Genomic DNA, 23,745 nt, shown 5'->3' on the forward strand with positions numbered 1-23,745 from the left:
TTGCCGTGAGCCGGGCGGGCGGTGGACCGGCCGTGCGGTGGCGGATCGCCGCCCCGCGCTTCACGTCAGCCGATCAGGCCCAGCCGCTCCCCGCCCCGGTCGCGCAGCCGCCGGAAGAAGGCCAGTACGCCGGCCGAGCCACCGGCCCAGGTGGCGTTCGGGCCGGTCAGGCCGCTGTCCGGGAACGTCGGGCGGGACCGCGTGCCGCCGCTGCGGCTCAGGATGATCATCGCTACGTCTCCGGCGGCGTCCCACACCTCCTCGGACCCGGACGCCTCCGCGACGTCCACCAGCAGGTCGCCCACCCCTGCCAGGCCGCAGCACTGCGTGACCAGCGGCATGCGTGGTGCCAGTGCGGCGCAGGTGTGCGCCGTCCGCTGTGCGAGGCGAAGGTACTCGGGTTCGCCCAGGCGGTCGGCGGCGCGCAGGAGTACGGCTCCGATCCCGGCGAGGCCGCGGCACCATGAGCCGTACCGACGGGTCGCCCGCGGCTCGCCGGCTGCCGTGATGATGCCCGGTGTGGCGGCGGCGAGGTGCGCGCAGGCCTTCCGGGCCCTGCCGATCACGGCCGGGTCGCCCGTCGCGCTGCCGTGTTCGAGCAGGAAGTACGCGACGCCCGCCTCGCCGTGCGCGAGGCCCGCGCCCAGCGCGGCGCTGCCGGGTGAGCCGGTGCCCGTCGCCGTCAGCCCGGCCTCGCCGGACTCCAGCATCCGGTCGCACGCGGCGGCGATGGCCCGGTGCCGGTCGGCCGCGAGGCGGTCGCCCGCCGCGAGGGCCTGCCGGGCGAGCAGCAGGCGGCCGAGGCCGATTCCCGCGGCGCCCTCGATCAGGTCCGCCTCCGGCGGTCCGCCGTCCGGCGTCCGGACCGGCAGGACCGGGTGGGCCGGCAGGACCGGGTGGGCCGAAGGGACCAGAAGGTCCGACTCCCCGGCCGGCGCCGCCGGGCCCGTACCCGTACCCGTGCCTGTGCCCGTACCCGCATGCGCCGCCGCGAGGAACAGTTCCACGCCGGTGCGGCCGGCGTAGAAGCCCGGCGACATGCTCCTCGTCTGCTGGGCGGTCCATCGGGCCAGTGCGTCGACGGCCTCCCGCACCCCGGGGCGCCCGGTGTGGTGGAGGAGTTCCAGGCCGAGCCCCGAGCTTCCGCCGTAGACATCGACCGGCGTGGGGATGTTCAGGCGGGCGGCGCGCACCGGGTCCACGATCCCGCGCGCCTCCTCGGCGCAGTAGGCGGTCGTGTGCTCGATGATCTCCTGGAGCAGGCCGTCGTCCAGCCGCCGCCGCCGAGGCTGCCGGGAGGGTCCGGACGCCCCGGGTTTCCCCGTCCGGAGCCGGCCGGCACCGGCGGTTCGCGCGGTCGCGTCGAGGTTCATCAGGCCGGTGATGGTGGACCGGGTCTCCCGGTGGTCACGGCCGGGCAGCGCCCAGGCCAGGGCGTCGAGGGACCGCTCCAGGTTGACCCCGTCGTCGGCGTCGGCGATCACCGGGTCCAGGCCCGTGGCAGCGTAGAACAGGGTCGCGCCCAGCGCGTAGTAGTCGTCGGCGGGCGCGGCCGGTCCGTTCCCGCGCTGAACGGGTCCGCTGTAGCCGGGGGTCGCCCCTCCCGGGCCGGTACCGCCCAGCTCGCTGATCCCGAAGTCGATCAGATGGCACCGGCCCGTGTCGTCGAGGACCACGTTGTCCGGCTTGAGGTCACGGACGACGACGCCCCGGCGGTGGATGTCGTCCACGATGCGCAGGAGACCCGTGGCGAGTGCGGGGAGTGTGCGCGCCGGATCGGCGGGGTCGTCCCGGTAGGGGCCGTTGTCCTGGACGTCCCGGCGCAGGTTCCGGCCGCCGCAACTGCTCATCACCAGGTACTCGTCCGAGCGGTGCCGGAAGTAGTCCAGCCCCCGGGGCACACCGTCGACGGAGCCGAGTGCGGCCAGGACCGTACGTTCGTTGCGGAGCCGGTCACGCGTGTCCGCGCCCGACTCGTCCTCGGCCACGAACGCCCTCGCCTGCTTGACCACCACGGACCGTCCCGTGGACACGTCGACCGCCCGGTAGACGTTGCCCTCCGGCTTGCGCACGATGCCGGCGGTGACCGTATAGCGTCCGCCGCCCAGGCCGGGCGGGGACGGCTCGCCCGTAGGCCCGGCCCCGGACCCGGCGGCGGCCCCGGACCCGGCCGTGGCCCCGGCCCCGGACCCGGCCGCGAAGGGATCCTCGGCCCAGGGCGGGCAGCGGTACGAGCCGGCGGCCAGCCCGTCGAAGATCCGGCCGTCCGGTCCGGTCATGACCGACTCCAGCCGTCCGCTCCGGCCGGTCCGGTACTCGCCCGTGAAGGGCCCGTAGCGGTAGTAGACGGGGGAGTCCGGATCGACCCGCCGGTCGCTGACGACCTGCGGGCCCTCCCGGCCGCGCAGTACGGCGACCAGTTCCCCGGCGATCTCCACGACGGCGCCGGGCAGGGGATAGACCGTGATCGCCTTCCCCACGATGCCCGCGTCCGGCACACCGGAGTTGATGGTGCGCAGTGTCTCCGCGTCCCGGGCGAACTTCGCGTGGCAGACGTACCGCCGCAGCACCGGCAGCACGAGAGCGGTCACATCGTCGAGTTCGGCGGGCCGCGCGGTGATGTGCAGTTTCCAGCCGTGGTCCATCGCCGGCATCCGCGGATCGTTCAGGTACGACCAGATGTCGTCGGACCGGTCGCACCATCCGCTGCGGCCGGCGATGGATTCGGTCACGCTACGAGTTCTTCTGGCACTCGAAACGGGTGGTGGCGGTGACCCAGGGGTCGGAGAGGCAGGCCGTGTGCTCGCGGTCGCTGCGGTCGTCGTCCTCGAACACGATCGCCTCGTCGTCGACCGCCAGCGGCCCCGCGTCGCGGACTTCGTCGACCTTCGGGAGTTCCAGCATGGCTGTGGGCATGTGACGCCTCCGTGTCTTGTCGAGCATGCGCTGATGAAACGGGTTCCGGCCGGTGGGGACCGTCCGGGGTGCCCGCTGTTCCAAGGTGCTGATCACGAAGGTAGGCAGCGGGGATCCGGGTGACAAGAGGCCCGATGCCGCTGCGGATACCCGTATTCGCCCCTCGACGGCACGGCCGAAAACCGCCGCATCCCGCCGGGACGGCACGCAGGGCGGGGGCGGCGCGCGCACGGAGGGCGGGGGCGGCGCGCCCCCAGGGCGGCCGATGCCCGGCCACCCCTGGTCAGTTCGCCGTGCCGACCCGCAGTTCGGCGATGCCCGGCGGTTTGCCCGCGTCCTGCGAACGGACGGTCACCCGCACCATCCTGGCGCTGTCCCCGGCCACGTACGGCTGCCACGCGCGCCCGTCCGCCGAGGTCTCCAGGGTGTGCGAGGCGGGGGGCACATCGCCCCACTCCGGTACGAGGGAGGTCACGCCGAGCGGCCGGCCGAGGTCCACCGTGAGCGATCCCGTCGCCCCGTCCGGGGACCAGACCGTCGCCGGGCTGCCGTCCACCGCCGCCTCCGCGTACAGGCCGGGGGTCTCGGAGGTGGCCGTGGCCGGGCGGCAGCGTGCCGCGTCGGCCGTCGGGGCCAGGTCGGGGCGGCGCGTGGGCAGGGTGAGGGTGGTGGACAGCCGGCGCGGGCCCGCCGGGGTGTGGACGGTGAACGGGGCGCCGGACGTCAGCCGCACCGTGCTCGTCCGGGCGCCGATGACGATGTCGTACGTACGGCCCTGATGGCGCAGGCCCGTCAGCGTGACGCCCTCGTGCAGCTGAGGGGGCAGCATCGGGTCGAGGCGCACCCCGTCCTCGCGCAGCCGCAGCCCCGTCAGCCCGTGTGTGAAGACCTGGAGGAAGCCGCCCTTCCCGGTGATGAAGTCGTCGGCCGGAAAGCCGGAGAGGGGGTCCTGCGCACCGGACTTCTCGCCGCGTGCCTCGGAGAACACGGAGTACGGGCCGCGGACGAACGGCCGCACGGCGCGCTGGAGATAGGTGTATGTCGCACAGCCCGGCTCCCCGATGGCGGCGGCGGCGACCGCGTGCACCGAGTCCGTCATGGCGGGGCCGTCCGGGTCGGTGCGGGCCGCGTAGTAGTCGAGCGTGGCGGCGGCAGCGCCCTGCTCCATCGGCCACTCCAGGGGATGGATCAGCAGCACGGCGTCGGCCTGCTTGATGGTGGAGCCGTTGTAGCCCGCGTACTGGAGGAACACCTTCCGTTCCGCGTCGTACGGGATGCGGAGACCGTCCGCGACCCGCGTCCAGGCGGCCGGTGCCGGGTGACCGAGCAGTTCGGCGGCGCGGGTCGCGTGACGCAGCGCGGTGGCGGCGACCGCGTTGGTGAAGACCCCGTCGTCGACCCCGTTGCTGTACTCGTCCGGGCCCGCCACGTTCCGCACCGAGTAGCTGCCGTCGCCGTTCGCGGTGGCGCGCGACCGCCAGAACTCGGCGATGCCCCGCAGCAGCGGCCAGCCGCGCTCCGCGAGCCAGTCGCGGTCGCCGGTGGCCAGGTAGTACTGCCAGACGGCGAGCGCGACATCGCCCTGGAGGTGGTTCTGGGTGAGGCAGTGCGGCGGGTCCCAGCTCTGGCACTCGGAGTCCAGCCGGCCCCTGCTCGCGCTGGTCCAGGGGTAGAACAGGCCGTCGTAGCCGAGTCGTTCCGCGTTCGCGCGGGCGGCGTCGCGGGTGCGATAGCGGTACTCGACGACGGAGCGCGCGAGCTCCGGCCGGGTGACGAGCAGCCCCGGGTACACCCAGGTCTCGGCGTCCCAGAACACCATGCCCGCGTAGTTGTCGCTGGTCAGACCGGCCGGGGCGATGCTGTCGGAGGAGCCCGGCCGGGTGTTCGCGAGCAGCCCGTACTGCGCGGACCGCAGCCAGCCCTGGAGTTCGGGGCGGCCCCGTACGGTGACATCGGCGGCCCAGGCCCGCCGCCAGGCGGCGGCGTTCGCCTCGAAGACGCCCGTCCAGCCGCGCCGGGCCGCACGGTGCGCGGCGTCGAGGGCGGACCGGCGCGGGGCGGAGGACGTGAGCGCGGTGTCGACGCCCACGTACTTCTCGAAGGTGTACGTGATCCCTTCGCGCACCGGGGTCGGCTGCAGGGCCTTCCCGGGCTGGTGCCGCAGTGTCTCGACGATGCCCGAGCCGCGTCGCATCGTCTGGGCGATGGCCCCCTCCGTCCCGGTGCCCAGCGTGCGGAACGTGCCGTCCGAGGCCATCGTGATCCGGCGCGCGCCCCGCTCGTCCAGGCGCCCGGTGATGGTCGCCGTACCGCTCCAGCGCGGGGTCATGCGCAGCCGTACCGCTCCGGTGTGGACGTCGGACCGGTCGGTCAGCACGTCGTACGTCAGGTCGGTCGCCCGGCCGTCCGCGGTGGTCCAGCGCAGCGACGTACGGACCAGCCCGCAGGCCAGGAACACGGTCTGCCGGTAGCGCGAGATCCGGCCCGCCGGGGTGCCGGGGCCGTAGGTCTCCCCGCCGACGCGCACATCGAGGGTCGTCCAGCTCGGCAGCGCCGCGATGACCTCGCGCCCCTCGGCCGTGCCCTCCTCCCTGGCGTACAGCCCGGAGACGAACGCGCCGTCGTAGCGGGGGGTGTACAGGGGCCAGCCGGTCTTCTCGCCCGAGGTGTCGTACCCGGCCCCGGTTGCGGGGACGCGGTGTCCGAGATATCCGTTGCCGACATAGGGGTCGTAGCCTGCGGCCTCACCGAAGCGGGTGGAGCTCGGTGCCCAGGAGGCGTCCGGGACGTCCGTCCCGCCGCAGACCGGCGGCGCCGTGCCGTTCCGCGCGGTGGCGTGCGGGGCCGTGCGGTGCGGGGCTTCGGCGGCGTACGAGAGGAGTGGCAGGGGCGCGATCAGGGCGCCCGCGGCCAAGGACGCGAGGAGAGGGATGCGCGAGAGGCTCACGTCATGAAGGTAGGGAAGGCGACGGCGCGGTCGGGGGCACGGCGCGCGTGAACGGCGGACGGCCGCGGCGCGAAGCGGCCGGATGGAGCAGAGGAGAGCGGCATGTCGTACCCGGACCCCACCTACACCGTCGGCGCGGGCGAGATCAGCGCCTCGTACCGGCCCTCGGACACCGCCCCGGAGCTGCTGACGCCCGGCGGCGGACGGACGCACTACCTGGCCACCACGGAGTCGACCCATGGTGAGTTCGGGCTGTACCGGATGGACATGGCCCCCCGGGCAGGCGGCCCCGCGACACACTTCCACCGGTCGATCTCGGAGTCCTTCTTCATCCTTGACGGGACCGTACGGATCTACGACGGTGAGCGCTGGACGGACGCGACGCGCGGCGACTTCGTCCACGTACCGCAGGGCGGTCTGCACGCCTTCCGCAACGACGCGGACGAGCCCGCGTCGATGCTGCTGCTCTTCACACCGGGGGCGCCGCGCGAGGAGTACTTCGAGCAGGTGGCCGAGGCCGCCGAGTGGTCGCCCGAGGAGCGGACGGAGTTCTTCGTCAAGCACGACACCCACTGGACGGACTGACTCACGGGCCGCCTCACGGACCGGCCGGCCGCCTCACGGACCGGCCGGCCGGCTCACGGGCCGACCGGCCGGCGGCTCACGTTCGTTACGCGGCCAGGCCCGTCTTGAGCCCCGCCCCGCACAGCGGTACGACGACCTCGCGGTCCGTCCAGCCGCCCACCGCCGCCCAGCAGGCGACCCCGGTCGTCTCCACGAAGAAGCCCCGGGACGCCAGGTCCCGCTGGGCGGCCCGGATCCGGTCCTCCGTCACGGTGAGGAAGGTGCCGCCCGACGCACGGACGGCCGCCAGGATCTGACGGGCGCGCGGCGGGCGCGGGATGGCGATGCCCTCCGCGAGCGTGGGGGCCGCGTCGGCGGCGGTGGCCGGGAGTTCCCGCGCGCCCGCGTGGAACGCGGCTGCCAGCGGGGAGACCGCCTCGGCCTGGACGGCGATCAGGGCCGGGCGCCGCTCGATCAGGCCGCGGGCGTGGAGTTCGGCGGTGGCGAGTGCCGCGCCGAGCAGCAGCGTGCCGTTGCCCACGGGCAGGGCGAGCGCGTCCGGCAGCCGGCCGCCGAGGTCCTCCCACAGCTCGTACACATAGGTCTTCGTACCGTGCAGGAAGTACGGGTTGAAGACGTGCGAGGCGTAGAAGGTGCCGGGGGCGTCGGCGGCGGCGCGGGCGGCCAGCGCGGTGGCCTCCCGGCCGCCCGGGACGACCTCCAGCCGGGCGCCGTGGGCCCGGATCTGTTCGGTCTTCTTCGGGGAGGTCCCCTCGGGGACGTACACCGTGCAGGGCAGAGCGGCCCGCGCGCAGTACGCGGCGACGGCGGTGCCCGCGTTGCCGCTGCTGTCGGCGACGACACGGGCGGGCTCCAGCCGCCGGGCGAGTTCCACGAGCATCACGGCGCCGCGGTCCTTGAAGGAGAGCGTCGGCATCAGGTAGTCGAGCTTGGCGGAGACCGTCCCCGTGAGCGGCACCAGCGGGGTGCGGCCCTCACCGAGGGAGACCGCGGGGGCGGAGAGGGGCAGCGCCTCCTCGTAACGCCACTGTGAATTGACGCGCCCGGCGAGGGAGTTCAGCGAGAGCCCCGCCGAGGTCTCGAAATCGAGGTCCCAGGGGCCCCGGCAGCGGGGGCAGCACCAGGTCAGGTCGGTGATGTCGGCACGGGTCCCGTCCTGCGGGCAGCGGTACATGGCCATGCCCGCCAGCATGTCAGGCGGATGGCGGATGAATGTCGAATGTATGGCGCACCTCAAGGCACCCTTGTGGGTTTGCCATGGATCGGTCAAAGTTTCGCCTGGCAGTACGGCAGGCCGATCGCGGACGGCGCAGAAAACGTGGCGCCACGGTGTCTGGTTTGTCATGCCCATGACTGGAATCGCGGCGCGGCTCCAGTGCCCCCACCAGTACACGCCCATGAGGAGGACCCCTCACATGTCAGTGACGCGTCACACCCCCCAGGCCCGTCGAAGACTCGCCGCGGCGAGCGTCATAGCCGGTGCCGCCCTGGCTCTCTCCACCGCCGCGGCCTTCCCGGCCACCGCGTCCGAGCGCGCGGCGGAAGGAGTGATCGAGAACGCGGGCGCCCCGGGCGCGATCAGCGGCAGCTACATCGTCACCCTCGACGAGTCGGCTCCCGACGCGGGCTCCGCCCGCGGCAAGGCGCTGGCCAAGGAGTACGGCGCCGAGATCAAGAAGACCTACCGCTCGGCCCTCAACGGCTACGCGGTCGAGGCCTCGGCCGCCGAGGCGAGGAAGCTCGCCGCCGACCCGGCCGTGGCGTCCGTGGTGCAGAACCGGACCTTCACGGTCTCCGGCACCCAGCCCTCGCCGCCCTCCTGGGGCCTGGACCGGATCGACCAGAAGAACCTTCCGCTGAACCAGAGTTACACCTATCCCGACAAGGCGGGCGAGGGTGTCACCGCGTACATCATCGACACCGGTGTACGGATCAGCCACAGCGACTTCGGCGGACGCGCCTCGAACGGCTACGACGCCATCGACAACGACAACACGGCGCAGGACGGCCACGGTCACGGCACGCACGTGGCGGGCACCGTCGCCGGGTCCTCGTACGGCGTCGCCAAGAAGGCCAAGATCGTCGGCGTCCGGGTCCTCGACAACAGCGGCTCCGGCACCACCGCGCAGGTCGTCGCGGGCATCGACTGGGTGACGGCCAACGCCGTCAAGCCGGCCGTCGCCAACATGAGCCTCGGCGGCGGGGCGGACTCCGCGCTCGACACCGCCGTGCGCAACTCCATCGCGTCCGGCATCACCTACGCCGTCGCGGCGGGCAACGAGTCGACCGACGCCTCCACCAAGTCGCCGGCGCGTGTCGGCGAGGCGATCACCGTCGGCTCCACCACCAGCACCGACGCCCGTTCGAGCTTCTCCAACTACGGCAGCATCGTGGACATCTTCGCCCCGGGCTCCTCGATCACCTCGTCGTGGAACACCAGCGACTCCGCCACGAACACCATCTCCGGTACGTCGATGGCGAGCCCGCACGTGGCCGGCGCGGCAGCCCTGTACCTCGCCGACCACCCGGGCTCGACCCCGGCGCAGGTCTCCGCCGGTCTGGTCGCCGCGGCGACCACCGGAGTGGTGACGAACCCGGGCACCGGCTCCCCCAACCGGCTGCTGTACGTCGGCACCGGCACCACCACGCCGCCCGGCAAGAAGTTCGAGAACACGACCGGATACGCCATCGCCGACAACGCGACCGTCGAGGCCCCGGTCACCGTCACCGGCATCGCGGGCAACGCTCCCTCCGCGCTGAGCGTGCCGGTCAACATCACGCACACCTACTCCGGTGACCTGAAGATCGACCTGGTCGCGCCCGACGGTTCGGTCTACAACCTGAAGGCGTACGGGACCGGCGGCAGCACCGACAACGTGAACACCACCTACACGGTGAACGCCTCGTCGGAGGTGGCCAACGGCACCTGGAAGCTGCGGGTCAGCGACAACGCCGCCGCGGACACCGGACGGATCAACTCCTGGGCGCTGCAGTTCTGACGGGCGTTCCGGCAAGCGGTGGAAGCCGTGTGCGCATGAACATGTGAGTGAGTAAGTGAGTAAGTGAGTAAGTGAGTGACGAGTGCGGGGCGGTCGCGTCGGGCGACCGCCCCGCATCCGTGTTCCCTCCGCCCGGCGCGTGGCCCGCTCGGCGGGGGTTTGGGGCCGCGGCCGACGGGGCGCATCGGCTCACCGTGGATCTCGACGCCTGAAGCTCGTTCCGGTCCGTGAACTGAGGCTGTATGTCGGCGATTTGGGTGCGCGAAAGCCCTTCTGCGCACGGGAAGTTATTTGTCTGGACCAGAAATGGTCACGGGTTTGGCGATTTTTGATCGGGTGAGCCGTGTGGAAGGGGGTGGGCGGGGGCAGGAAAAGGCTGGGACCCCTGTGGCGCTCACGTTCGGTATATGCGCCGGTCGCAGGCGAATCATCACTTCGAGTGAAACTTTGGCCTGTGCTTGCGGTCCACAACCCACGGTTGTCAGTCTGTTGCAGACTGTCAACCTGTTGGGAGTGCCTGTGACTTTCGGTGAGCAGCCCGCCTATCTGCGCGTGGCCAGCGATCTCAGAGAGAAGATCGTCAACGGCGCGCTGCCGCCCCATACCCGCCTGCCGTCCCAGGCCCGTATCCGCGAGGAGTACGGAGTCTCGGACACCGTAGCCCTGGAGGCGCGGAAGGTCCTGATGGCCGAGGGGCTGGTGGAGGGGCGTTCCGGTTCGGGTACGTATGTGCGGGAGCGTCCCGTGCCGCGCAGGATCGCCCGCTCCGGCTACCGGCCGGGTGCCGGGGCCAGTCCGTTCCGCCAGGAGCAGACGGCGGACGGTGCGCGCGGGACCTGGGAGTCGCGCAGCGAGCAGGAGGAGGCGGGGCCGGAGATCGCCGAGCGGCTCGGGATCGAGCCGGGCGACCGCGTGATGCGTACGCACTACGTGTTCCGGGAGGCGGGCGAGCCGATGATGCTCTCCACCTCCTGGGAGCCGCTCGCGGTCACCGGACGCACCCCGGTGATGCTGCCGGAGGAGGGCCCGCTGGGGGGCTGCGGGGTGGTCGACCGGATGGCGGCGATCGATGTCGTCGTGGACAACATGACCGAAGAGGTCGGCGCGCGCCCGGGGCTGGCGGAGGAGCTCCTGGCGCTCGGCGGCGTACCGGGCCATGTGGTCATGGTGATCGGGCGGACGTACTTCGCCTCGGGGCGCGCGGTCGAGACGGCCGATGTCGTGGTCCCGGCCGACCGCTATCGCGTCGCCTACCATCTGCCGGTCAGGTGAGCTCCCGTCATCCGCGGTGCGCCTCGCTGCCAGCGGGGCCGGAGCTCCGGGCCCACCGCGGGCCGGACGGGCTCACGGCGGCGTCCGGGGCGGCGCCGGAGCGGTGTTCCCGTCGCGCTGCCGAGACCGGGACGGCCTGTCCGGTGCCCGTGATGCCGAGTTGACGCCCCCTCGGCCGCCGCGGCTCCGCGTCGCGCGACTACGCGTCCCGCAGCGCCGTATCCCGTGACGCCGCGTTCCGTAGCGCCGTATCCCGTGACGCCGTGTTCCGTGGCGCCGTATCCCGTGACTCCGGGGCGGCGGCCTCGCGGCAACGGCCTGTCCGTCCGGCTCCTCATTTCCCGTTCGCTGCCCGCAGACCGGACCGATGGGGGCGCACTCGAAGGCGTGCGCCCCCTCGCGCCGGATGGGATGTGTATCTCTTTGTGTAAATCCGCCTCCGCAGCGTGAAGGTCAGGCGTAGGCTCCGGCATATGCGTACTGCGGTTTCCTGGGGATCCTTAGAGACGTGCACGCCGGTGGGGAGAGGGGCGATATGCGGGGGAGCGACACGATGAGCGACAGCGGTGCCGCGCTCGCGTGGCTGGTGATACGGCAGGACGACAACGGCAATCGCTACCGCGTCGGCAGATATGCCACGGAGGACGAGGCCCGGAAGATTGCCGAAGGCCTCGATGTCCACGGCCACAAGCAGCTGTACTGGGTCGAGCGGATGGACCGGCGCGCGCGGCCCTGAGGGGCCGATCCGGTCCGGGACCGGGCATGGCGCGGGCGGCGGGGACGGCTACGCTCCGCCGTATGAACGATTCCGTGGTGGTGGTGGCCGGAGCCGTCTGTGACCAGGGGCGGCTGCTGGCCGCCCGCCGCAGCGCGCCGCCCGAGCTGGCCGGCCGCTGGGAGCTCCCGGGCGGCAAGGTGGAGCCGGGCGAGAGCGGCGAGCAGGCGCTCGTACGGGAACTCCGCGAGGAGCTGGGCGTGGAGACGGAGGCGCTGGAGCGCATTCCCGGCGCCTGGCCCCTGAAGCCCGGGTATGTGCTGCACGTATGGACCGTGCGGCTGCTGTCCGGGGTGCCCGAGCCGCTTGAGGACCATGACGAGCTGCGCTGGCTCGCGCCCGACGAGGTGGACCAGGTCGACTGGCTGGACCAGGACCGGCCCGCAGTCGAGGAAGTCGTACGCCGCATTCCCGCCCGGCCCTGACGCGCCGCATTCCCACCAGGCCCTGACGCGCCGCGCTACCGCTCCGCGCCGGGGCGGCGGCGGCCCTGTGCGCATGGCGGCGGCCGTCTGCCTGTGTCATACACCCGTACGACCCACGCGTCGTGATTCGGGATAGTGCGGATGAGTTAGCGGGTATGTGCTGAATGTCCCCATGTGAGGGGTGTGCCCCGTTGCTGATCTTGGGAAGTGATCGGCGTGATCGATACCGAGGACGACTGCGCCGAGTGGACCTTTCCGGCGGCACCCGGTTCCGTGCGCAGCGCCCGGCACGCGGTCCGCGACGCGCTGCGCGCCTGGGGACTCGACGCGGCCTTCGGTGATGTGACCGTGCTGCTCGTCAGTGAGCTGGTGACCAATTCCCTGCGGTACGCCTCCGGTCCCATCGGCGTGCGGCTGGTGCGGCCCTACCCGGACGGGGAGGCCGGAGGGGCGTCCGGCGGGGCGGCCGGTGTGCCGGACGGTTCCGGCGGAAACGGTCGCGAAGGCTTTGGTGAGAAGGGTTCCGGGAGGGCCGCCGGCTCCCCGCCCGCCCCCCACGGACTGCTCGTGGAAGTCTCCGATCCGCTTCCGGATCCACCCACCGAACGCAGTGCGGGCCCCGAGGACGAAGGGGGCAGGGGGCTTCAGCTCGTGGCTTGTTCCGCATGCCGCTGGGGGACCCGGCGCGGAAAGACCGGCAAGACGGTGTGGTTCGAGCTGGCTCTCCCTGGTTAGGAGAGGGGAGGGACGCACAGCGATCACCGGAGGTCGGGCAGCACCTGGCTGAAAGGGACTGAGACCTTGCTGTGATCGTGAACGCCGTGTCGGACGGGGCCGTAGTGCTGAATACTGCGGGCAGGACCGGTCCGGTGTGTGAGCTGGAGGGGACGGTCGCGTGAGCGAAATACCTGGGACAGCGGGCGACATCGTGTGGCAGAGCAGCCCGCCTGGCTCGATCTATGACTACATCAGGGTCGCCTCCTTCTCGATCGGACCCGACGGGTTGATCGAGCAGTGGAGCCGGCGGGCCGCCGGTCTGTTCGGCATGGCCTCGCACGAGGCGGTCGGCAGGGACCCGGTCGACGCGTTCATGCCCGCCGAGCTGCGCTCGGAGGGGCATCGGCGGGTCGGCGAGATCCTCGACGGCAAGGAGTGGACGGGCCTCGTCCCGTTCCGGATGCCGGGCGAGGGCGGTGCGCACGGGCTCGCCGAGATCTATGTCATGCCGAGTCTGACGGCGGAGGGCGAACGGGCCGCGCTCTGTATCGTCGTGGACGTACGGGCGCTGCGCCGTATCGAGACGGACCTCGCCGCCTCGCAGGCCATTTTCGGCCAGTCGCCATTCGCCTTTGTGCTGTTCGGCACGGACTTCACCGTCGTACGGGCCAACCAGCGGTTCGCGACGGTCTTCGGCGGAGCCGCGGACGACCACCGGGGCCGCACGGTGGACGACTATCTGGCCGGACCCGAGGCCGAACGGCTCTCGGCCACCCTCAAGCGGGTCCTGGACACCGGCGAATCCGTCACCGACCTCCAGCTGATCGGTACCGCACCGGGTGAATCCGGCCGCCGGCACTGGTCCATGAACCTCTACCGGGTGCACAGCGGATCGGGCCGGCCCGTGGGGATCGCCGGACTGGCCACCGATGTCACCCGCCGGCACATAGCCGCCCGGGAGGCGGCCAGCGCCCGGCGCAATCTCGCCATTCTCAACGAGGCGAGTGTCCGGATCGGGAACTCACTGGATCTGGAGACCACCGCCCGCGAACTCCTCGACGTCGCCGTCCCCGGCTTCTGCGACCTCGCCTCCGTCGACCTGTACCAAGGGCTGCTCTCCGGCGACGAGGCCCCGCCCGGCAGCTGGGGCTCACCGCACGGCGAGTCAGGCGGCTCGGCCGAACTGCGCAGGGTGGCCCATGCGAGCGCCGTCGCCGACGCGATGCCCACCGCGACGGCCGGACCCCGCGCCGCGTCCGGCACCGAGTGCGGCACCGGGGCGGACGGCCTGCCGCCCGCACTCGGCTCGGTCCACCGCTTCCCCTTCGGTTCCCCCTGCGCCGTCGCCCTGCGCACCGGCCACGTCGAGGACGTACCCGGCGACGGCCTCGGCTTCGTCCAGTCGACGCTCGCCGTGCCGATGGTCGCCCACGACACCGTCGTCGGCCTCGTCCAGTTCTCCCGCACGAAGGGCAGCGAGCCCTTCGGGGAGCGGGACCGGGTACTGGCCACCGAACTCGCCGCCCGCGCCGCCGTCTGCATCGACAACGCCCGCCTCTACCGCCGCGAGCACGAGCGCGCGCTGATCCTCCAGCGCAGCCTCCTCCCGCCCGGCGATCCGGAGGCCGCGGGGCTGGACATCGCCTGCCGCTATCTGCCCGGCAACACCGCCACCGAGGTCGGCGGCGACTGGTTCGACGTGATCGAGCTGCCCGGACACCGCACGGCCCTGGTCGTCGGGGACGTCATGGGCCGCGGGCTCCGGGCCGCCGTCGCCATGGGCGAACTCCGCACCGCGGTGCGCACCCTGGCCCTGCTCGACCTGGAACCCGCCGAGGTGCTCGCCGCCCTGGACGAGGTCGCCCGGGGCCTCGGCACCCCCGGCACCTCGGGATCCGGTCGCGGCGGCGGCGCCCAGTGGCCCTCCCGGGTCGCGCACAAGTCCCGCGAGGCGGACCTGTCCGAGGTCTACCTGGCGACCTGCGTCTACGCCGTCTACGACCCGGTCACCCGACGGGCCACCTTCGCCAACGCCGGCCACCTCCCCCCGGTCGTGGCCGAGCCGGGCCGGCCCGCCGCGATGCTCGACGTCCCGCCCGGGATGCCGCTGGGCGTCGGCGGCGAGCCCTTCGAGGAGGTCGAGGTGGAGCTGAAGGAGGGCGCCCTGCTCGCCCTCTACACGGACGGCCTGGTCGAGTCCCGGGAGCATCCGCTCGACGAGGGGCTCCAGGCGTTCCGGGACGCCCTCACCGCGCCGGGCCAGGCGCTGGAAGACGTCTGCGACCACGTCCTGAGCACCCTGGACACCCGGCACGGCGAGGACGACATCGCCCTGCTGATGGCCCGTATCCAGGGGCTCCCGGTGGACGCGGTCGGCGACTGGCGGCTGCCTCCCGAGCCCCGCTCCGTGGGCCGCGCCCGTGAACTGGCCCGCTCCCAGCTGCTCGCCTGGGACCTCGACGACCTGGTCGACACGACGGAACTCCTCGTCAGCGAACTGGTCACCAACGCCCTGCGCTACGGCGAGGGCGAGATCCGGATCAGGCTGCTGCGCGACCGTACGCTGGTGTGCGAGGTATGGGACGCGGGGCTCGTCCAGCCCCGGCGGCGCCGCGCCCGTGACACCGACGAGGGCGGGCGCGGGCTGCAGCTCGTGGGACTGCTCAGCGCCGCCTGGGGGTCCCGGCGGACCCCGCGCGGCAAGACCGTCTGGTTCGAACTGCCGCTGCCCGACGGCGAACGGCCCGCCGAACTCTCGGTGGAGCAGCTGCTGAGCATGTACTGAACCCGGCCGGCGGGGCGGTCCGGCCCCGCTACGAGGCCGTCTTCAGGGCCGCGAGCCGCGCCTGAACCTCGGCGCTCTCGCCCAGGCTGTCCAGCTGCTCGAACTGCGCGTCCAGCGACGAGGCGGCGAGCTCCTGCTTGCCCAGGGCCTTCGCCTCCTCGCGCCGGACCTTGTCCTCGAAGCGGCTCAGTTCGCTCGTCGGGTCGAGCACGTCGATGTTCTTGACGGCGTCCATCATCTGGTTCTGCGCCTGTGCGGACTTGGCGCGGGCGACCAGCTCGTCGCGCTTGGACATCAGCTCCGTGAGCTTGTTCCTCATCCGGTCCAGCCCGGTCTTGAGCTTGTCCACCACCTCCGTCTGCGAGGCGATGGCCGGCTCCGTCGTCTTCGCCTCCTGCTCCGCCCGGAGCTGCCGGCCCAGCGCGACCTTGGCCAGGTTGTCGAACTTGTCGGCGTCGGCCGCCGAGCCCGCCGCGCGCAGCTCGTCCGCCTTCCGGCTGGCCGCGAGGGCCTTCCCGCCCCACTCCGCCGCCGCGTCGACGTCCTCCCGGTGGTCCTGCTCCATCAGCCGCAGGTTGCCGATGGTGGTGGCCACCGCCTGCTCGGCCTCCGCGATGTTGTTCGTGTAGTCCCGGATCAGCTGGTCCAGCATCTTCTGCGGGTCCTCCGCCTGGTCGATCAGGGCGTTGATGTTGGCCTTCGCCAGCTGAGTGACGCGGCCGAGAATGGTCTGCTTGGTCATGGCACTGCTCCTTCGACGACGAACGGAGGACGGGAGGGGATACGGGGAGAGGCAAGGGGAGACGTACGGGGCGAGAGGTACGGGGCGAGAGGTACGGGGAAGAGATGCGCGGGCGAGAGGCGTCAGAAGCGGCCCCCGCCGCCCCGCCGGCCACGGGTACCCCCACCGCCGAAACTGCCCGGTCCGCCCAGCGAGCCGCCACCGAGGCCCCCGCCACCGAAGCCGCCGCCCATGCCGCCCCGGCCGCCTCCGCCCAGGAGCCCGCCGAGGAGGATGCCGCCGAGCACCGCGCCGCCCATGCCGCCCCCGCCCATGCCGCCCCCGCCCGACCGGCCACCGCCGCCCGGACCCTGCGGGCCGTCGAAGCCGCGTACGTCCTGCTCGGCCAGGCTCCGCGCCTGCCCGGCCAGCGCGTCCGCCTGCTGTGCCTCGTCCAGCGCGCTCCGGGCGTCGTCCGTGGCGGACAGCTCCCGGGCCCGTTCCCAGCGCCGCTGGGCCTCCGCCAGCCGGGTGCGGGCCTGGCTGCCGACCGCACCCCGGTTGGTGGTGATGTAGTCGGCCGCCGCCGCGATCGCGGAACGGGCGGTGAGCATCGCCTGATCGAGCAGCGAACGGGCCCGGCGGTTGCCCTGGTCCTGCTCGCGGGCCCCGGCCAGCGCCTCGTCCAGCGCGGTGTCCGCCTCCTCCACCCGGCGCAGTGCGTCGATGGGGTCGTGACGTCCGGCGGCCACCTCCTCCCGTACGCCACCGAGCACCGTCTCGGCGCGGGCGATCCGGCCGCGCAGATCCGCGGTCGGGACCCCTTCCGAGGTGCCCTCCAGCAGACCCCCCGCGTCCGCCAGGTCCGTCTCCGTCTCGGTGAGCGCGGCCGGCAGCCGTTCCGCCGCCTCGTCCAGCTCCGCGGCCCGCCGGTCCACCGCGTCGGCCAGGGTGGCTGCCTGCCCGACCGCGCCCTCGGCGGCCCGTACGTAGACCGCGGCCCTGGCGTTGTCGCCGTCGTCGACCGCCTGGCGGGCCTGGTTGAGGCTGGACGTGGCGAAGACGAGCCGGTCCTTGGCCTGTTCGATGCCGGCCGCCGCGGGAGCGATGGCCAACTCCGCGTACCGGGCGCGCATACCGCTCAGCGTCGCCTCCGCCGCCGTGATCCGTCCGGTGAGCTCGCGGAAGGTGGTCTCGACCGTGGCCAGGGCCTGCGGAGCGGTACGTTCCAGGGCGCGCAGCCGGTCGAAGTCCTCGGACACCGTGTCGAGTCCCTCGTTGGCGGTCGCACAGCGGCTGATGATCTCGTCGAGCATGCGGCGGCGCGTCGCGTCGTCCTCGGGAAAGGCGTCGTCGAGCTGCTGGCGCAGCCGGAACGCGGCCGTCAGCTCGGACTTCGCCCGGGTGACGGCCTCGGTGAAGGGCGCGGCGGCCTCCTCGCCGAACTGGGCTGTGGCGAAGCCGAGTTCCTCCTCGCTGGTGCGCACCGCGTCATCGGTGTCCACCAGCACGCCCTTGGCCCGTGCGTCGAGTTCGGGGAGCGGGAGCGACGGCTCGGGCCCGCCGCCCGCGCCGCCCCATCCGCTCGCGGCGGGGGTGGTGCGGCCCGACATGCGCCGCTTGCGCCGGGTGTACGCGTAGGCGGCGACCGCGCCCGCGCCGCCGACGAGGACCAGGGGGAGGACGAGGTCCCCGGCGCTGCTGGGGTCGGAGTCTCCCGTTCCGGGGTCGGCGGGGCCCGGAGTGAGGGTCGGCGTGGGTACCGGCTGCCCGGCCAGTACGGCGGAGTAGCCGTTGGCCGCCCCGATGGCGGCGCCGGCCCAGTCGTTCTCCCGGAGGGCGGGCTCGATCGCGGTGCCCGCCACGTCCCGGAGCTGGGCGTCGGTGAGCCGGGAGCCCGCGTCGACGGAGTAGGCGTACTGCCGGTCGTGGGTGGCGACGGAGAGCAGCACGTCCTCCTGGCCCAGACCGTTGCGGTTGGCGGTCTCATCGGCCCAGGTCTGCGCGGACCGGCCGGAGAAGTCGCGCACGTACACGACGAAGAGCTGGACGCGGCGGTCGTCGAAGAGCTGGTCGAGGGCCGCCTTCACCTGCGGTTCGCGGTCGCCGAGCGCTCCCACCCGGTCGGTGATCTGCCCGTCGCGGGAGAGCGTGACCGGGTCGTCGGCGCGGGCGGTCACGGCGGGGGACAGGACCAGCCAGCACACCGCCAGCAGCGCGGTGAGCGCGGCCCCGCCGGGTATGGGGCTCCGGGTACGACTCACGGGCGGCATCACATTTGTGAGGCTATGTCCACCCTCGGTGACCCGCTACCCGACGTGGACCGCGAGGGCCGGCCGCGGCGGCCCTCGCGGTCCACGCGCCGTCGGCCCTCACGGTCCGTGCGCCGTCAGATGGAGAAACGCTCCTTGGCGAGCAGTGGGCGCACCCGGGAGCGGAAGCCGCCGGTCCGGAACGGTGTCTGGAGCAGACCGGGACGGATCGCCTGGGCCAGCGCCGCCGCGATCATGCCCTGGTCGAGGGCGAGCATGAAGTCGCTGACCCGGCCGGTGCCGACGTTCACCGAGTCCCGGAAGCCGTATCCGTCGTGGTAGGCGCCGAAGTCCCGGTCCAGCGCGTGCAGGTTGGCCACCGCCTCCCGCGGGGCGTACGGCAGCGCGAGGAACGAGGCGTGCGGCGTGACCACACCGTTGGTGAAAGCGGACGCGGGCGGCAGCGGCGCTCCGTCGGTCGTGTACGTGCGGTCGGTGTTGGAGGCGTAGCCGTCCACCTGCATGCCGAGCGCGTCCACGCCGTACTCCTGGTAGCCGCCCTCGGGGATGTTCGAGGGGGAGAACCCCCAGTACCCGTACTCCGCCTCCCGCATGCCGTGGTCGATCTGGCTCCGTACGTACCGCTGGTGGTTGCGGCCCCAGGACCGCGGCGACCACTCCGGCTCCGGCACGAACAGCGGGACCATCAGGGCCTCGAACATGGAGCCGCCCCAGGTGGGGACGATCTTCCGGCCGCGGTGGGTGTAGTGCCCCTGCCAGACGCGTGCGCCGTCCATGGCGACGTAACCGCCCTGCGGGTACTGCTCCTGGCCGTGCTCGGGAAGCATCGTGCGCAGCAGGTGCCAGTAGTGGTCGCCGGGCAGTGAACCATCGGCGATGCCCAGGTAGCTGGCCATGCGGGGCTCGGTGTTCAGCGCCCCGTAGTGGTGGCCGGTCGGCTCCTCCGTATCGGTCCAGAACCCGCCGCGCAGCTGGCCGGGGCCCGCGACCGGGTCGGCCGGGTCGTACGGCGTGTAGTAGTACGACCAGTCGGCGTCCGCGAGGATCCGCGCGATGCGGGGGCGCAGCGAGGGCGCGGCGTCGGCGGCGATCCGCAGACCGGTGACCAGCCAGGCGTTGTCGACCGAGGAGAGGAACGGGCGGACGGGGTCGCCGGTGCCGGGCCACTGGGTCAGCACCGAACCGTCGTGCGCGTCGTACCAGTTGAGCCAGAAGCCGTGGTGGCGCTCCAGCTTCTCGACGGCGGAGACGGTGTGCGCCAGCTTGCGGCGCATCGCGGTCTCGCTGATCACCCCGAGTCCGGCGGCGGCGACGGTCGACCACAGTCCGCAGCCGATGTTGGTGGGCGAGGTCTGGCGCGACTGCACGGGGGCGCCGGAGCCGCTGAGGTCGATCTTGTCCGTGGCGAGACCGAAATCGGTCGTCATCGCCTCGATCGACCGGTAGGTGTCCCGGAACCAGCGCAGCAGCTGCCGGTCGTCGGCGGAGTACGGGGAGTGCGCGCCGCGGCCGGCTCCGGCCACGGCCCCCGCGGTGCCGGCGGTCGGGGACGCGGCGGTGGCGGAGTGCGCCGTTACGGCTCCGAGGGAGAGGGCGGCGGCCCCCGTTCCCGCGGCGGTGATGAATGTGCGACGGTCCATGAAGGTCCAGCTCCCGGTGGCAGAAGGGGGAAGGGGGAATTTCGTGGCGTGCTGGGTGCTGCAACCGTCCGGGCCGAGTCGGAACGACGGCGGCAGCTGTGGGTGTCACAGGGCGCGAGGCGACGCGAGGTGACGGAGGGCGGGGCGGCCCGGCAGTGCGGGACGCCCCGGATGCGCGCGGGCGGCCGGAGCTGTGGGCTCCGGCCGCACCGGACGGCGAACGGCGGTAGCGGGGCACGGCGCGCCGAACGCCTGGGTGGTGCGGGAGCCGGCGGCCGTCAGGTGCGCCGGCTCCCGCACCGGAGGGAGCCGTCAGGTGGCTCCCCGTCCTTGGGGTGGTGCCGGAGCCTGCCGGGGCGACCTACGGTCGAGGGCCGCCCGGCAGGCTCTCAGCCGGTGATGCGCGGGAGGGTGCGGGTGCGGCCCATCTCGCCCAGCCAGACGGCGGACGGCTTCGGCAGCCGCTCGAAGGTCTCGGGGTCCCAGCCGATCAGGCCGAAGGTGGGCTTGTAGGAGCCCCACTCGTAGTTGTCGAGCGCGCTCCACGCCAGGTAGCCCTGGATGTTGAGACCGTCCTCCAGCGCGGAGGCGACCTCGTTCAGGGCCCCGGTGTAGTAGTCGACCCGGCGGGTGTCGACATCGGTCGCGATGCCGTTCTCCGTGACGATCAGGGCGATGTCGTTGCCGAGGATCGCGGCGGTGTGGCGCAGGGCGTGGCCGACGGCGGAGGGGTAGTACTCCCACTGGGTCAGCGTGCGCTCGACGTCGTCCGCGGTCGGGATCGGGCCCTCGGGACCGATCTTGGTGCGGGTGTACGACTGGACGCCGATCCAGTCGTCGCCGCGGGAGGCCTCGATGAAGATGTCCTCGCGCGGGTAACGGTAGGCGGCGGTGACGTCCTCGGCGCCCGGAAGCGCCTGGTAGACCTGGTTGGCGATGGTCCAGCCGACCTGGATGCCGGCGTCGATCGCCCGGACCTCCTTGACGGCCGCGTGGTGGGCGGCGATGACGGCCTGGGTGGTCTCGTCGTCCGGGGTCGGCAGACCGGCGGGCGGGAAGCCGATGTCCCCGCGCTTGGCCTGGCCGGCCATCACGGCGATCATGTTCGGCTCGTTGATGGTGCAGACGTGGCTGACACCCTCGGAGACCACCGGTGCGCAGGCCGCGACGTAGCGGGCGAAGAGCTCGACCGCGCCCTCGGCCGTCCAGCCGCCGCGCGCCTCGAACCACTGCGGCACGGTGAAGTGGTGCAGGGTGATCATCGGGCGCAGACCGCGCTCGACGGCACCTTCGACCATGCGCCGGTAGTGGGCGAGCTCGGCCCGGGAGAACTGGCCCTCGGCGGGCTCGATCCGCGCCCACTCGATGGAGAAGCGGTAGTCCGTGAAGCCGAGGGAGGCCAGGACGTCCATGTCCTCGTTCCAGCGGTGGTAGCTGTCACAGGCGTCCAGGCTGGGCTCCTGGATGTGGGTGCCGGTGGAGTGTTCCTTGACCCACCAGTCGCTGTTGGTGTTGTTGCCCTCGATCTGGTGGGCGGCCGTGGAGGCGCCCCACAGGAAGTTGTCGGGGAACGGGACCGTGGTGTGAGTCATGGCGAGATGTCCTTCTGCTGCGTAAGGGGTGTGGCCGTAGGGGTGCGTGGGGCACGGCCTCATAGGTGTCCGGGGTGTCCGGGGTGTCCGGGGTGTCCGGGGTGTCCGGGGCGGCCGGGTGTTCCGGAAGCCGCCGGACGGGGCGGTCGCGCGGTTCGCCGGCGGGCGGTCGCGCGGGCTGCCCGGCGGGGCGGCCGGGCGGGCGGGCTACTTCATGCCCGCCGTGGCGATGCCCTGGGTGAAGTGCCGCTGCAGTGCGATGAAGAGGATCAGCACCGGCAGCACGACCAGGAACGCTCCGGCCATCAGCATGCCGTTGGAGCCGCCGGCCTTGTTCGGGTCCGTGGCGAACGTCGCCAGGGCGACCGGGAGCGTGTACTTGTCGGGGTCGTTGGTCGCGATCAGCGGCCAGACGAAGTTGTTCCAGGAGCCGAGGAAGGTGAAGATCGAGAGCGTCGCGAGGGCGGGCTTCACCAGCGGCATCACGATCCGCCAGAAGATGTACCACTCACCGGCGCCGTCCATCCGGGCCGCTTCCAGCAGCTCGTCCGGGATCGACTGCATGAACTGCCGCATCAGGAAGACCCCGAAGGCTCCGGCGGCGAACGGCAGCACCAGACCCGCGTACGAGTCGATCAGCTGGAGCTTGCTCATCAGCACGAAGAGCGGCAGCAGCATCAGGTTGCCGGGGACCATCAGAGCGCCGAGGACCAGGCCGAAGATCTTGTTCTTGCCGACGAAGTTCAGCTTGGCCAGCGCGTACCCCATCATCGAGCAGAACACCAGGTTCGAGACGGTGACCAGCACCGCGACGATCACGGAGTTCATGAAGTACAGCGGCAGGTTCAGCTCGTCGAGCAGCTGCCGGAAGTTCTCCAGCGTCCACTCGGTCGGAATCCACACCGGCGGGCTGGCCGACAGTTCGCTCTGCGTCTTGAAGGCGGAGAGCCCCATCCAGAGGAAGGGCGCGGACATGATCAGCAGTCCGACCGACAGCAGGACGTAGACGAGCGGGCGCTTCAGATTCCGCTTCCGCTTCGGTACGGAGGTCTGCTCGGGCTTCTTCGACGGCGCCGTCCGCACGGCACCGGGTGCATTGGCGCTCATTTGGTGTTGTCCTTCAGCAGTCGGAGCTGGAGCACCGTGATGCCCATGATCACTACGAAGAGGACATACGCCATGGCGCTCGCATAGCCCATGTGGAAGAAGTTGAAGCCTTCGCGGTACATGTTCAGCGAGACGGTGAGGGTGGAGTCGGAGGGGCCGCCCTGGGTCATCACGAACGGCTCCTCGAAGACATTGAGGTAGCCGATGGTGGTGATCACCGTGGCGTACAGCAGCGTGGGCCGCAGCAGGGGCACCGTGATGCCTCTGAACTCCTGCCAGACCCCGGCGCCGTCGAGCTTCGCGGCCTCCCGGACCTCGGTGGGAATGGCCTGAAGGCCCGCGATGAAGAGCACCATGACCGTGCCGACGTTGCGCCAGACCGCCATCGCGATCATCGAGGGCATGGCGAGCGTCTCGGAACCGAGGAAGTCGGGTGAGGTGAGGCCGACTTCGGCGAAGAGACCGGAGATCAGCCCGTCGCTCGGGTCGAGCACGAACCGCCAGACCACGGCGACCGCGACGATGGTGGTGACCACCGGGGCGTAGAAACCGACGCGGAAGAAGGTCCGCGCCCGGTCGATGCCGTTGTTGAGCAGCACCGCGACGACAAGGCCGATACCGATCGTCAGCGGGACTCCGATGACCACGAAGTAGGCCGTGTTGAAAAGCGACTTGAGGAACTTCTCGTCGCCGAACAGCTTGACGTAGTTCTCGAAGCCGATGAAGTTCGCTTCCCACGGGCGCGTCACATTGCGCAGCCCGAAGTCCGTGAAGCTCATCACCAGCGTGGCGAGGATCGGGAACGCCATGAAGACGGTGAAGAGGACGATGAAGGGGGTGGAGAACAGCCAGCCGGCCGCGTTCTGCACACCCATCGACTTCTTGCGGCCCCGGCGATCCTTGGGCCCGGCGGCCGGGGACGTCACGGTCCCCGGCCCGGCCGGCACCTTGGCCGGCTGTGCGGCCTTTCCGGTCGTGGTGCTCATGGCTC

General features: G+C 72.2%; 17 protein-coding genes. 7 read left to right on the top strand and 10 right to left on the bottom strand.

Features of this window, described 5'->3' with window-relative positions:
* Positions 1-65 precede the first annotated feature (65 nt).
* The 3 genes from lanL to ABT170_RS18000 all read right to left on the bottom strand — a co-directional run bounded on the left by lanL (position 66) and on the right by ABT170_RS18000 (position 5,863).
* Positions 66-2,732, bottom strand: coding sequence for a class IV lanthionine synthetase LanL (gene lanL / locus ABT170_RS17990; RefSeq protein ID WP_351868392.1), 2,667 nt, complete (start codon positions 2,730-2,732; stop codon positions 66-68).
* A gap of 1 nt (position 2,733) precedes the next feature.
* Positions 2,734-2,916: an SflA family class IV lanthipeptide gene (locus tag ABT170_RS17995; RefSeq protein ID WP_266923395.1), complete on the bottom strand. Its 183-nt coding sequence runs from the start codon at positions 2,914-2,916 to the stop codon at positions 2,734-2,736.
* Between the two features lie 283 nt (positions 2,917-3,199).
* On the bottom strand, positions 3,200-5,863 hold the full coding sequence (locus ABT170_RS18000; protein WP_351868395.1) for a discoidin domain-containing protein: 2,664 nt from the start codon (positions 5,861-5,863) through the stop codon (positions 3,200-3,202).
* Positions 5,864-5,965: 102 nt separating this feature from the next.
* Here ABT170_RS18000 and ABT170_RS18005 point away from each other — a divergent pair, with 102 nt between their 5' ends.
* A complete protein-coding gene (locus tag ABT170_RS18005; RefSeq protein ID WP_329946288.1) occupies positions 5,966-6,448 on the top strand; it encodes a cupin domain-containing protein in 483 nt (160 codons plus the stop codon).
* An 85-nt stretch (positions 6,449-6,533) separates the two neighbouring features.
* Here the strand turns inward: ABT170_RS18005 and ABT170_RS18010 are convergent, their stop codons facing one another.
* Positions 6,534-7,628 carry a pyridoxal-phosphate dependent enzyme gene (locus ABT170_RS18010; RefSeq protein WP_351868399.1) on the bottom strand — a complete coding sequence of 365 codons (1,095 nt, stop codon included), beginning with the start codon at positions 7,626-7,628 and terminating at the stop codon, positions 6,534-6,536.
* A 235-nt stretch (positions 7,629-7,863) separates the two neighbouring features.
* Between ABT170_RS18010 and ABT170_RS18015 the strand changes: the two genes are divergently transcribed.
* From ABT170_RS18015 to ABT170_RS18040, 6 genes are all read left to right on the top strand, one after another.
* Complete coding sequence (locus ABT170_RS18015) at positions 7,864-9,447, top strand: S8 family peptidase (RefSeq protein ID WP_329946286.1); 1,584 nt, start codon at positions 7,864-7,866, stop codon at positions 9,445-9,447.
* Positions 9,448-9,966: 519 nt separating this feature from the next.
* Positions 9,967-10,719 (top strand): GntR family transcriptional regulator, encoded by a 753-nt coding sequence (locus tag ABT170_RS18020; RefSeq protein ID WP_266927771.1) that lies wholly within the window; start codon positions 9,967-9,969, stop codon positions 10,717-10,719.
* Positions 10,720-11,254: 535 nt separating this feature from the next.
* A complete protein-coding gene (locus ABT170_RS18025; protein ID WP_329946285.1) occupies positions 11,255-11,455 on the top strand; it encodes an SPOR domain-containing protein in 201 nt (66 codons plus the stop codon).
* Between the two features lie 62 nt (positions 11,456-11,517).
* Positions 11,518-11,919: a (deoxy)nucleoside triphosphate pyrophosphohydrolase gene (locus ABT170_RS18030; protein WP_329946284.1), complete on the top strand. Its 402-nt coding sequence runs from the start codon at positions 11,518-11,520 to the stop codon at positions 11,917-11,919.
* Between the two features lie 207 nt (positions 11,920-12,126).
* Complete coding sequence (locus ABT170_RS18035) at positions 12,127-12,654, top strand: ATP-binding protein (RefSeq protein ID WP_329946283.1); 528 nt, start codon at positions 12,127-12,129, stop codon at positions 12,652-12,654.
* A 193-nt stretch (positions 12,655-12,847) separates the two neighbouring features.
* Complete coding sequence (locus ABT170_RS18040; RefSeq protein ID WP_351868474.1) at positions 12,848-15,421, top strand: SpoIIE family protein phosphatase; 2,574 nt, start codon at positions 12,848-12,850, stop codon at positions 15,419-15,421.
* 28 nt (positions 15,422-15,449) lie between these two features.
* On the opposite strand, the gene ABT170_RS18045 is transcribed toward ABT170_RS18040, so the two are convergent.
* From ABT170_RS18045 to ABT170_RS18070, 6 genes are all read right to left on the bottom strand, one after another.
* Positions 15,450-16,163: a PspA/IM30 family protein gene (locus ABT170_RS18045; protein ID WP_351868403.1), complete on the bottom strand. Its 714-nt coding sequence runs from the start codon at positions 16,161-16,163 to the stop codon at positions 15,450-15,452.
* Positions 16,164-16,285: 122 nt separating this feature from the next.
* Positions 16,286-18,406, bottom strand: a complete 2,121-nt coding sequence (locus ABT170_RS18050; RefSeq protein WP_351868406.1) for a TPM domain-containing protein — start codon at positions 18,404-18,406, stop codon at positions 16,286-16,288.
* 125 nt (positions 18,407-18,531) lie between these two features.
* Positions 18,532-20,055: a glucoamylase family protein gene (locus ABT170_RS18055; RefSeq protein WP_351868409.1), complete on the bottom strand. Its 1,524-nt coding sequence runs from the start codon at positions 20,053-20,055 to the stop codon at positions 18,532-18,534.
* Between the two features lie 389 nt (positions 20,056-20,444).
* A complete protein-coding gene (locus ABT170_RS18060; RefSeq protein ID WP_351868412.1) occupies positions 20,445-21,647 on the bottom strand; it encodes a glycoside hydrolase family 1 protein in 1,203 nt (400 codons plus the stop codon).
* Positions 21,648-21,854: 207 nt separating this feature from the next.
* Positions 21,855-22,754, bottom strand: coding sequence for a carbohydrate ABC transporter permease (locus ABT170_RS18065; RefSeq protein WP_329946278.1), 900 nt, complete (start codon positions 22,752-22,754; stop codon positions 21,855-21,857).
* Complete coding sequence (locus tag ABT170_RS18070) at positions 22,751-23,740, bottom strand: carbohydrate ABC transporter permease (RefSeq protein ID WP_329946277.1); 990 nt, start codon at positions 23,738-23,740, stop codon at positions 22,751-22,753. Before ABT170_RS18070 ends, ABT170_RS18065 begins: the two co-directional genes overlap by 4 nt.
* Positions 23,741-23,745: the final 5 nt, after the last annotated feature.

This window comes from Streptomyces sp. NPDC001787, assembly GCF_040297465.1.
Classification (GTDB): Bacteria; Actinomycetota; Actinomycetes; order Streptomycetales; family Streptomycetaceae; genus Streptomyces.

What these genes read in the sequence shown, in the direction of transcription:
- ABT170_RS17995 (WP_266923395.1), bottom strand. Translation starts at nt 2,916, where the DNA reads ATGCCCACAGCCATGCTGGAACTCCCGAAGGTCGACGAAGTCCGCGAC.
- ABT170_RS18005 (WP_329946288.1), top strand. Translation starts at nt 5,966, where the DNA reads ATGTCGTACCCGGACCCCACCTACACCGTCGGCGCGGGCGAGATCAGC.
- ABT170_RS18010 (WP_351868399.1), bottom strand. Translation starts at nt 7,628, where the DNA reads ATGGCCATGTACCGCTGCCCGCAGGACGGGACCCGTGCCGACATCACC.
- ABT170_RS18015 (WP_329946286.1), top strand. Translation starts at nt 7,864, where the DNA reads ATGTCAGTGACGCGTCACACCCCCCAGGCCCGTCGAAGACTCGCCGCG.
- ABT170_RS18025 (WP_329946285.1), top strand. Translation starts at nt 11,255, where the DNA reads ATGCGGGGGAGCGACACGATGAGCGACAGCGGTGCCGCGCTCGCGTGG.
- ABT170_RS18030 (WP_329946284.1), top strand. Translation starts at nt 11,518, where the DNA reads ATGAACGATTCCGTGGTGGTGGTGGCCGGAGCCGTCTGTGACCAGGGG.
- ABT170_RS18045 (WP_351868403.1), bottom strand. Translation starts at nt 16,163, where the DNA reads ATGACCAAGCAGACCATTCTCGGCCGCGTCACTCAGCTGGCGAAGGCC.
- ABT170_RS18055 (WP_351868409.1), bottom strand. Translation starts at nt 20,055, where the DNA reads ATGGACCGTCGCACATTCATCACCGCCGCGGGAACGGGGGCCGCCGCC.
- ABT170_RS18060 (WP_351868412.1), bottom strand. Translation starts at nt 21,647, where the DNA reads ATGACTCACACCACGGTCCCGTTCCCCGACAACTTCCTGTGGGGCGCC.
- ABT170_RS18065 (WP_329946278.1), bottom strand. Translation starts at nt 22,754, where the DNA reads ATGAGCGCCAATGCACCCGGTGCCGTGCGGACGGCGCCGTCGAAGAAG.
- ABT170_RS18070 (WP_329946277.1), bottom strand. Translation starts at nt 23,740, where the DNA reads ATGAGCACCACGACCGGAAAGGCCGCACAGCCGGCCAAGGTGCCGGCC.